Consider the following 9,280-nt stretch of genomic DNA (forward strand, 5'->3'; position numbering starts at 1 on the left):
GGTGGGTTGGTAGACGGCTTGGTCGCGGAGCATGGCCCAGAGCACGTTGAGGCGTCGGCGGGCCAGGGCGATGACGGCTTGGGTGTGGGTTTTGCCTTCGGTTCTCTTGCGGTCGTAGTAGGTCCGGGAGGCGGGGTCGGTGCGGATGGCGATCTGGGCAGCGAGGTAGCAGGCCCGCAGCAGTCGGCGGTCGTAGCGGCGCGGGCGTTTGAGGTTGCCGCTGATGCGCCCGGAGTCTCTAGGCACCGGGGCCAGTCCGGACACGCCGGCGAGCCGGTCGACGCTGTCGAAGGCGCCCATGTCTCCGCCGGTGGCGGCGAGGAATTCGGCACCGAGGGTGACGCCGAAGCCGGGCATGCTCAGGATGATCTCGGCGTGGCGGTGGCGGCGAAATCGGTCCTCGATCATCGCTTCGGTGTCGCCGATTTCGGTGTCGAGGGCCATCACCTCCTTGGCCAGGCGCGCGACCATGGCGGCGGCGATCTGTTGTCCGGGCACGGTGGTGCGCTGTGCTTGCGCAGCGGCCATGGCATTGGTTGCGACGGCATTGGCGTTGCGGGCCTTGCGTTTACGCAACCACCCTTCCAGGCGCGCAGTGCCAGCTCGGCGAAGTCCATCCGGGGTCTGGTAACCGGTCAGCAGAATCAGCGCGGCCTTGCTGTTGCTGTAGTCGAATGCCCGCTCCAAAGCAGGGAAGTACTCGAGCAACTGAGCCCGCAACCTATTGATCGCCCGGGTCCGATCAGCGACCAGGTCGCCACGTCGCGCGGTCAGGATGCGCAGATCGACCGCGATCTCGTCGCCGGGTCGCAGCGGCTGCAGGTCGCGGCGCATGCGGGCCTGGTCGGCGATGATCGCGGCGTCTTTGGCGTCGGTCTTGCCGTCGCCGCGGTAACTGCCCGAGGCGTGATGGACGGTGCGGCCGGGGATGTAGAGCAGCCGTTGCTCGTCTGCGATGAGCAGGGCGATGAGCAGGGCGGCGCCGCCATGGTTGAGGTCGATCGCCCAGGTGACCTCCCCACCGTCGGCCAGCACGGTGACCGCGTCGATCAGATCCAGCAAGGCTGCTTCGTCGTTGGCGACTCGCCGCGACAACAATCGCTGCCCGTCACCGTCGACGACCACACCGTGATGCTCGGATTTTCCGGCATCAACGCCGGCCCACAGTTCCTGTCCCACAACCACCTCCATCGTTGGCGTTCGGATCTACCCACCAGACGACCACGCCGTCGTGTCCTTACACAGCGATCACATCGCATCTCTCAATTAGCGGTCGAGTCGTCGCGGGACGCTGGGCGGCCAATCCTCCTGGGCCATCAAACGCGGCAGAGCCATGAAAGCCATACCCAACGTCCCTGGGCAATTCGAAGCCTACGACCGACGGTCCCGAACACCCTGCAAGAAAGGTAAGGACCCATGGTTGATCTCAGCGGCCGCGTTGCGCTCGTCACGGGTGCCGCATCAGGCCTCGGTGCCGCGAGCGCGCGCCGTCTCGCAGCGTGTGGGGCCAGCGTTCTGTGTGCGGACATCGATGGCGCGGGCGCGGCGCAAATCGCAGCGTCGATCCGGAGCTCCGGCGCAAGAGCCGCAGCGTTCAGGGCTGACATCAGCAGCCCTGACGACAACGACGCCATGGCTGCCGCTGCGGTCGAGGCGTTCGGCGGGCTGCACCTCGCCCACCTGAACGCCGGGATCGAGGTGGTCGCGTCGGTCATCGACTCCAGCGTCGAGGAGTGGGACAGCGTCCTCAACGTGAACCTGCGCGGGACGTTCTTAGGGGTTCGGGCCTGCTCCCGTCGGATCATCGACTCGGGCGGCGGTGCGCTCGTGCTCACCTCGTCGGCGTCCGGCCTCATGGGAGTCCCAGGCGGTGCCGCCTACGGCGCGAGCAAGCACGGGATCCTCGGGCTGATGAAGTGCGCCGCAGCCGACCTGGCCCCGCTCGGGGTCAGGGTCAACGCGGTGTGCCCGGGCATCATCGACACACCGATATTCGGCCCGCTTCACGGCCAGACCGACACGCTCACAAAGTACTTCGCGGTATCCACTGCGATGGGGCGCGTCGGTTCGCCCGAGGAGGTGGCGCAGGTGGTGTCGTTCCTTCTCAGCGATGATGCGAGTTACATCACGGCGAGCACGCTTCCGATCGACGGCGGCCTTATTAGCGTTCTGACCGCCGTGGCGAACGGGGTCGAGGAGCTGGAACGCGCGGGCGCCGGGTGACGAGCTCCGAGGTCGTCGCGATCGACCTGCAGGCGGCGTTCCGGCTGGACGGCCGAGTGGCGATCGTCACTGGCGCCTCGGGCGGGTTGGGCAACAGGTTCGCGAGAGTGCTGCACGCGGCTGGGGCCACGGTGGTCGTCGGGGCTCGCCGCACCGGGTACCTCGAGCAGCTACGAGACGAGCTAGGGCCCAGGGTCGTTCCCGTCACCTGCGATCTGCGCGAGACGGCCGACCACGTCCGACTGGTCGACGAGGCGCTCAGGGTCCACGGTCACATCGACGTGCTCGTGAACAACGCCGGCGTCGCCACCATCACGCCGGCGGAGAGCGAACAGCTCGAGGTTTTCCGGGACACCATCGAGGTCAATGTCAGTGCCGCGTTCCACCTGAGCCAGCTCGTGGGGCGCTGCATGCTCGAGCGCGGCCGGGGATCGATCGTCCAAGTCTCCTCGATCCTCGGCATCGTTGCTTCGTCGCCGGTAAACCAGGCGTCGTATTGCGCCTCCAAGAGTGCGCTGATCGGGCTTACGCGCGAGCTCGGGTGCCAGTGGGCACGACGAGGCGTTCGAGTGAACGCCCTCGCGCCAGGCGGCTTCGCCTCGCAGATGAACGCGCTGTCATCAGCCGATGAGGACGATCCGCTGCTGGCGTTCGTCAGAACGAACTGCCCCATGGGGCGGTACGGCGAACCGCACGAACTCGATGGCGCCATCCTGTTCCTCGCCGCGGACGCGAGCTCGTACATGACCGGTCAGACACTGGTCATCGACGGCGGGTGGGTTGCCCGATGACGCACCGTAGTTCGGAGAGAAATTCAGCAGCATGGCGGACTTGGACCTGCCGGTGTGGTCCGTCCTGAGCGAAGACGGTGACTCATCGTGCCGCCGGTGACCGTGGTCGATCGGGTGCTGCTGCCCGCTGGGGACGCTACAAGCTGGCTGGATCGACTGCGGGCCGAGTACGCGACGGGGGCAGTGCAACGCGGGATGCGGCTCGCAGACAGCTGGTGGTGCTACGTCGGTCCCGACGCGATCGAGGTGACTGTCCGGTGGGAACTGCCGGACGTGGCGTCGTTCTGGACCATGCGATTTGCGGCGGGGGAGGACGAATCGGTGGCGGCGTGGTGGGCGGCAACCGATGCGGTGGCGCTCGAACGTCACCGGACTGTGTGTTCGTCGCTATGACTCGCTGGGTTGTCCAGTTGCGGCTCGGCGAGGCGGCTGTCCTTGACGGGTTGCCCGGTTCGGCCGGCCGCAATATCCGCGGCTGTCTGCGTGGCGGGGACGCGACCTGGGACGTCGTATCACCGACATTTCCTGAGCCCGGCATCGACGGCGTCGAGGTTGTCGACGCCGTGGCCGTCGCGCCGTTGTGGGGCTCCCACGTTCACCTCACTGGGCCCCGCGTCAAGCGGACGTTCCTGTTTCGGGTGCAGCCAGGTACCGCGGCAGACGTTGCGGCGCGGTTCGAGGCTGAGCTCGCGGCGATGCCCAGGTTCATCGATACGATCCATAGCTGGGCGTTGGGCCGTGTCGACCACGACACCTCCCCCTCCTTTTGGACCCACGCCTGGGAACAGGAGTTCGCTTCGATCGCCGGCCTCAACGGCGATTACACGACGAACCCGTACCACTGGGCGGGAGTCGACCGATTTTTCGATGCAGAGATCCCCGGCGCGGTCGTCGATAGGCGCCTTGCCCAGTGGTTGTACCAAGCAGCGGGTCCGGTGCTGCCGTAGCTGGTCTGCTCGAGTGCGGTGGGCGACCGCGACCGCCTGCCTATACGTGCTGACGACAGTCATTGATCGGCCCCTCAGATCATCACCAGCCCGCCATCCACGACGACGTCGCTGCCGAGCATGAACGACGAGTCGGCGCTTGCGAGAAACAGGACGACGCCGGCGATCTCCGCCGCAGTGCTGGCGCGCCCGATCGTAAGCTGCGACTGCATTTCAGAGACCAGCTTGGCAACCTCGTTCGGCGCTAGACCTGAATGGTGCCTCAGTTTCGTCATCATCGGAGTGTCCACCGGTCCCGGGCTGATCGAGTTGACGCGAATGCCTCTCGGTGCCAGCTCCGCCCCAAGAGTGCGGGCGAAGGATCGGACCGCAGCCTTCGAGGCCGAATACACAGACATGCCCGGCCAGCCAACCCGAGCGTTAATCGATGAGTTCAAGATCACGCTGGCGCCCTCTTGCAGGTAGGGGGAGGCGGCCTGGACGGTGAAGAAGATGCCACGAGCATTGACTTCCATCTGCTCGTCAAATTCCGTTTCGCTCACCTCCTCGAACGGGCACGCCCGAGAGATCCCTGCATTGGCAAACAGGACATCGATCTGACCGAGCTTGCGATGGATCTCGACAAACGTGGTCCTCATCGCGGCGACCGACCGGACGTCGGCAGTTAAGAGGAGTGCGTTTTTCCCGAGCCGCTCGCCCGCACTCCGCACTCGTTCAGGATCACGACCTATGACGACGACCTCCGCCCCTTCGTCGATGAAGCGCTGCGCGGTCGCGAGCCCGATACCAGTTGTCCCGCCGGTGATCACGGCGACCTTGCCAGCCAGCTTGGGCATGGAGCGACTTCCCTTCTCGCGTGTGGTTGAACGGTCTCGTGCGATCGATCCGAGAGTAGATGTAAGTACTTACTATTTTAGCTAGTGCGATCAACGCCGTCAATTCGATCATTGGTTGCGTACTACCAAGCGTTGGCAAAAGTATGCGCTTACTATTATGGTCTGACGGTGGACAAGTCTCAGCGAGTACGAGTCGTCCGGCGTGCAGGGCAATTGCATCGGCGGGCACGAGTTGTCTTGCTCGCTCCGACCTGGGCCGGACACTCAAACGCAAGTTCTCAAGTGCCTGAACGGAAGGACGGTTGATGTCGAGCGCAGGAACATGTTCACCGGCCTTTAAAGAGGTCCGCGAGGAGTTCGAGTGCAGCTTCACTGAGCGCGAGGAAGTGGGGGCGGCCGTCATCCTCATCTTCGGGGCTCTACGGCGGCCCGTGGTCCGGCGAACCGAGGCACGTGATCAACAGCGTCTGCGACACGGCCGGCTTCAGCCCGACGGGGTACGGGCCCTGCCCCGGGGACCCCGGTTACCGGGCCCCACTCCGCCATCTGCCCGGCCCAGACCCCCGGCAGGACTGAACCGATGAGCGGCCGCCGGGCGAGGAAGGAGCGGTGCCTCAAGGTCGGGTGGTACGTCGAGACCCTGGCACCGCTGACCGCGGTCAGCGTGCAGATGCAACTCGGGCGGATGCTGGGTGCCGACGCCTTCTGGTTCGGCGACCACGTTGCCCACGCCATCCCCGACGCGCTCTGGGACCCCAAGATGACACCCATGGCGCGTTTCATCCCAAGCCTTGACGCGTGGTTCGACCCGACGGTGCTGATCGCCCGTTACGGCCGGCGGTGGCGCCGGCCGATGGGCGTGAGCGTGACCGATCCTTTCCGCCGGTCGGCGGCGGACCTCGCTCGGGCGTGGCTTAGCCTGCACCACACGTCGGGGGGAAGAGTGGTGCTCGGCATCGGCGCCGGGGAACGGATGAATCTCGACCCCCTGGGGGAGTCCTTCACCCGTCCGGTGGCCCGCCTCGAGGACACACTGAGTGCCATCCGCGCCGTCTGGTCGTCGGGTGGCGGGCAGGTGACGCACAGTGGGCCGTTTCACCGATGGGAGAACGCTGCCTTCCTGCCGCCGTATCGCGGATCCACGCCGCCGATCTGGGTGGCCGCCGAAGGGCCGAGGGCGTGCGAGGTCGCCGGCCGGTGGGGCGACGGCTGGATCAGCTACACGCCCCAGCTCAAACTCTGGCAGGCGGCCGACAACCGCGTGGCGGAAGGGGCGGAAGCCGCCGGCCGGGATCCGATCGCCATCGACCGCAGCCTGTTTGTCATGACAGTCCTCGGGAGCACGGCCGAGGAGTTACACCGGGCGTGCTCATCTCCCTTCGTGCAGATGGTCCCACTCGCCATGCCCGCCCGGGCGTGGTCTGCCGCAGGCCTGCACCATCCCCTCGGAGAAGGCCAGGGCGGCACCGGCGATCTCGACCCGGCGGTGTTCGAGGGGAGCCGATGGGCCGAATTGCGGCGCCTCATCACTCCGGAGGTGGTTCAGCAGCTGGTGCCCTGCGGGTCGGCCGAGAGCGTCGCCGAACAGCTGGCCGATTTCGTCGACAACGGCGTGTCCCACATGGTCGTTACCAACTTGGCCCTCATGGGCGGGGGGCCTTCGGGCAAAACAGCGGCGATCCCCCGATCCCTCGCGGAACAATACAAGCTCACCAGGCTCCTCAAGCGCATGTGCCCCAAGACCCGGTGAGGAAGGATCCATGACGGTGCAACCACCAGGCACAGTCGGTGGTGGACCGGATCAGCGTGGTCGGCGCCCCGCCCCTCCACGAACTCCCACCGAGCAGGCCCGGCAGTTCAGTCGCGGGCTCGTCGGGCTGGACCGGCCCGGTAATGAAAATAAGTACTTACGAGCGTTACCGGATCAGGGCGCGTCAATTGACAAAATTGGACCACGCGGACATGAGGCATGAGACATATTGCTCAACCGAGGCGCGATCGGACGAGCAGATACCTTGGCGGAGGCTGATGCCTTGCCTGGTGTATCCGAATCGCCGAATCCTTTTCCGCGCAACGGCCAGTGCGAACGCAGCCGCGCCCACTCAACGATGATGACAGCAATCATCTTGGGGATGCCGCTACAATAAAGTGATCGCCCACTCTCGCGGAATGCTCTCTCATCGGTAATACTTGCAATTCTTTCACGCCAGCCGGGCCCCGCGATGCTCGTAGAATTCACCCCGGGAGGTTCTCGCTATGACTAGGCAGGAAGCATTGGGGGAGACACCGAAGCGGTTCCGGCGGCAGCCCGGACTCGGCCGCGAGTTGATCTTGGCCGCGGCCCACGACGAGTTCTGCGAGCATGGCTACGCGCGGGCGACGACCCGCGGGATCGCCGAGCGCGCTGGGGTGGCCGAAGCCTTGCTCTTCCGTCACTTCGGGTCGAAGGCAGCCTTGTTCAACGAGGTCGTGTTCGGACCGATGCGCGCCTTCATGCTCGAGTGGGAGAAGTTCGACGCCCAGGCGGGGGACGAGTATGACGCGGAGGCGTTTGCCAAGAAATTCGTCGGCGGGCTCTACGATCTGCTGAGGGCCAACCGGGGCTTGATGGTCACCTATTTCGCAACGCAGGTGTTCGAGCCCGAAGTGCTCGACCAACCCGGGAATATCCCCGCGTTCCTCGAGGTGATCCGGTTGATGGACCGGATGGCCGAAAAGCGAGCCGCAACCAACAAGCGGCTGGGCCGCCGCACGAAGGCGTCGGCCCAGATTCGTGTGCACGAGCGCATCAACGTCGGCTCGGTGATCGCCGCCGCGCTCTTCGATGACCTGCTGTTCGCGGCGTTGCCGACCCGACCGGCCCGCAACCAGATTGTCAATGAATTGGCGCGAATCGCCGTAGCGAGTCTCCCGACGATCCAGGGCTGAACGGTCATTCGCACCTGACGCCACACCGCTTTCGAGTTCACGCCGGTATAGCTATCCACGAAATGCTCGTGATGTGCTGTGTGCAGGTTGCGACTAAGCGATGTGCTGACACACGCGTCTCGCATGAGACCATAACGAACCGCAGGCTTGCGGTGTCGCCCACAGCCAGGGGCCAGTTCGACGTCGCCGATGCTGCGCCTTGGTTTGCCACGATCCGTATAGGGCCTCAATAGGTATTGCGATCGCGTGTCGGGTTGATGCACCAACTCGGATAGATTCGAATTCGCCTGCCACAGTTGTTGTGAAGATGCTATTGCAGAAGCGTTCGCCCCGCAGATCGACGCGGGGTACCGCGTCTGGGCCCAGGAATGGATTTTCTCATCGAAGTTTCGCGAACCAGACGTCGACGCGAACGCCGAAGTGCTACTACGCGGACTTCGGCCAGACTCGCAAAACAAGGCAAATAGGCACCTCGGCCCCCGGTTATCAACTGCAGATGTACATGGTGGTGAGCAGAATGAGGAGCGCGACACAGAAGCTTTCGAACAGCACACGCAGCCATGCCGGGGCGTAGCGCACCTCCATGAAGTAGAGGCCCACCAGTCGTACCTTGAACACTGCGACGGCGATGATCGCCAGACTTGTGATGGTGTGGTCGGTGCCACCGAAGGCGTGGTCCGCGCCGAGTACCCACGACAGCACCGTCAGGGCACTGAGCACCAGCCACACCGGCGTTGCATAGGTCAGAAGCAAAGCGCCCATCGCGTCACCGCACCAGGAACAGCAAGGCGAAGATGACAATCCACAGCATGTCCACCATGTGCCAGAAGCAGGCTCCGGCCTCAAAGAATTTGCGGTGGCTGGGCGTGAGCGTCGTTGCGCGCGCCAGTTTCCACAGGACGAAGAGTGCTGCAAGACCGAAGACGAGATGTGCGAGGTGAATTCCGGTGAGCACGAAATAGTACATGTAGAAATCGTTGGTGCCGGGTGTGAGTCCGAAAGCCAGCTTTTCATGGTACTCAACGCTTTTGATGGCGATGAAGACCGCTCCACAGACCATCGCACCCAGCAGAAGGGGTCGCGCAAGGCGACGGGATTCGGCGCGGTGCACTGCCCCAGTGGCCATAGCGACCAAGAGCGAACTAGCGAGCAAGACGAGGGCGTTTGTCGCTCCCAGCGACCGGTTGAGCGTGGCCTGAGATGCGGCGAAGAGCTCGGGGTGTTGGCCGCGCTGGTGTAGATACAGCGCGAAAAGTATGGCGAACGCGCTCAGGTCACCGAATAGAAGGATCCAGACGCCCGGTTCGCCGGGCACATGGGGTGGCGGCCGGCCGCGACGCCGTGGCCCTGCGGATGCAGCGATGTTATGCCGTGAGGAGATGACGACCGCGCTTCGACCGTCAACCGTGCCAATACCAGGATTGGACGTGCTCATGGCGGCGCGCTACCCGACTGCCGCGATACGCTCGGCTTCGTCGCGTTCCTGGCCAGCGATGGCCCGGAAGAGCAGGATCGCTTGAACTAGGGCCCAGGCGCCGAACACGATAAAGATCAC

Annotated in this window: 10 protein-coding genes; 6 read left to right on the plus strand and 4 right to left on the minus strand. The window is 64.8% G+C overall.

Going from position 1 to position 9,280, the window contains the following annotated elements:
• A partial coding sequence (locus VGH54_RS04095) for an IS110 family transposase (RefSeq protein WP_331510661.1) occupies window positions 1-1,191 on the minus strand: 1,191 nt, incomplete at its 3' end.
• A 225-nt stretch (window positions 1,192-1,416) separates the two neighbouring features.
• Between VGH54_RS04095 and VGH54_RS04100 the strand changes: the two genes are divergently transcribed.
• The 4 genes from VGH54_RS04100 (at window position 1,417) to VGH54_RS04115 (ending at window position 3,961) form a co-directional block, all read left to right on the plus strand.
• Window positions 1,417-2,223: an SDR family NAD(P)-dependent oxidoreductase gene (locus tag VGH54_RS04100; protein ID WP_331510662.1), complete on the plus strand. Its 807-nt coding sequence runs from the start codon at window positions 1,417-1,419 to the stop codon at window positions 2,221-2,223.
• A complete protein-coding gene (locus tag VGH54_RS04105) occupies window positions 2,220-3,014 on the plus strand; it encodes an SDR family NAD(P)-dependent oxidoreductase (RefSeq protein WP_331510663.1) in 795 nt (264 codons plus the stop codon). The genes VGH54_RS04100 and VGH54_RS04105 overlap by 4 nt, the downstream gene beginning before the upstream one ends.
• A 96-nt stretch (window positions 3,015-3,110) precedes the next feature.
• Complete coding sequence (locus tag VGH54_RS04110) at window positions 3,111-3,407, plus strand: hypothetical protein (protein WP_331510664.1); 297 nt, start codon at window positions 3,111-3,113, stop codon at window positions 3,405-3,407.
• Window positions 3,404-3,961: a Dabb family protein gene (locus VGH54_RS04115; RefSeq protein WP_331510665.1), complete on the plus strand. Its 558-nt coding sequence runs from the start codon at window positions 3,404-3,406 to the stop codon at window positions 3,959-3,961. Before VGH54_RS04110 ends, VGH54_RS04115 begins: the two co-directional genes overlap by 4 nt.
• A 74-nt stretch (window positions 3,962-4,035) precedes the next feature.
• On the opposite strand, the gene VGH54_RS04120 is transcribed toward VGH54_RS04115, so the two are convergent.
• Complete coding sequence (locus VGH54_RS04120; RefSeq protein WP_331510666.1) at window positions 4,036-4,797, minus strand: SDR family oxidoreductase; 762 nt, start codon at window positions 4,795-4,797, stop codon at window positions 4,036-4,038.
• 580 nt (window positions 4,798-5,377) lie between these two features.
• On the opposite strand from VGH54_RS04120, the gene VGH54_RS04125 reads away from it, so the two are divergent.
• Both VGH54_RS04125 and VGH54_RS04130 read left to right on the plus strand, forming a co-directional pair.
• Complete coding sequence (locus VGH54_RS04125; protein ID WP_331510667.1) at window positions 5,378-6,547, plus strand: LLM class flavin-dependent oxidoreductase; 1,170 nt, start codon at window positions 5,378-5,380, stop codon at window positions 6,545-6,547.
• Between the two features lie 506 nt (window positions 6,548-7,053).
• Window positions 7,054-7,725 carry a helix-turn-helix domain-containing protein gene (locus VGH54_RS04130; protein ID WP_331510668.1) on the plus strand — a complete coding sequence of 224 codons (672 nt, stop codon included), beginning with the start codon at window positions 7,054-7,056 and terminating at the stop codon, window positions 7,723-7,725.
• A 486-nt stretch (window positions 7,726-8,211) separates the two neighbouring features.
• Here VGH54_RS04130 and VGH54_RS04135 read toward each other — a convergent pair whose 3' ends face one another.
• Together VGH54_RS04135 and VGH54_RS04140 are read right to left on the minus strand one after the other, a co-directional pair.
• Window positions 8,212-8,487 carry a cytochrome C oxidase subunit IV family protein gene (locus VGH54_RS04135; RefSeq protein WP_331510669.1) on the minus strand — a complete coding sequence of 92 codons (276 nt, stop codon included), beginning with the start codon at window positions 8,485-8,487 and terminating at the stop codon, window positions 8,212-8,214.
• Window positions 8,488-8,491: 4 nt separating this feature from the next.
• Window positions 8,492-9,160 carry a cytochrome c oxidase subunit 3 gene (locus tag VGH54_RS04140; protein ID WP_331510670.1) on the minus strand — a complete coding sequence of 223 codons (669 nt, stop codon included), beginning with the start codon at window positions 9,158-9,160 and terminating at the stop codon, window positions 8,492-8,494.
• Window positions 9,161-9,280 lie beyond the last annotated feature (120 nt).

Source organism: Mycobacterium sp. (genome assembly GCF_036488105.1).
Lineage (GTDB): Bacteria > Actinomycetota > Actinomycetes > Mycobacteriales > Mycobacteriaceae > Mycobacterium.

Excerpts from the sequence above, each read along its gene's own strand:
- VGH54_RS04100 (WP_331510662.1), top strand. The coding sequence starts at position 1,417 with ATGGTTGATCTCAGCGGCCGCGTTGCGCTCGTCACGGGTGCCGCATCA.
- VGH54_RS04140 (WP_331510670.1), bottom strand. The coding sequence starts at position 9,160 with ATGAGCACGTCCAATCCTGGTATTGGCACGGTTGACGGTCGAAGCGCG.
- VGH54_RS04120 (WP_331510666.1), bottom strand. The coding sequence starts at position 4,797 with ATGCCCAAGCTGGCTGGCAAGGTCGCCGTGATCACCGGCGGGACAACT.
- VGH54_RS04115 (WP_331510665.1), top strand. The coding sequence starts at position 3,404 with ATGACTCGCTGGGTTGTCCAGTTGCGGCTCGGCGAGGCGGCTGTCCTT.
- VGH54_RS04135 (WP_331510669.1), bottom strand. The coding sequence starts at position 8,487 with ATGGGCGCTTTGCTTCTGACCTATGCAACGCCGGTGTGGCTGGTGCTC.
- VGH54_RS04125 (WP_331510667.1), top strand. The coding sequence starts at position 5,378 with ATGAGCGGCCGCCGGGCGAGGAAGGAGCGGTGCCTCAAGGTCGGGTGG.
- VGH54_RS04130 (WP_331510668.1), top strand. The coding sequence starts at position 7,054 with ATGACTAGGCAGGAAGCATTGGGGGAGACACCGAAGCGGTTCCGGCGG.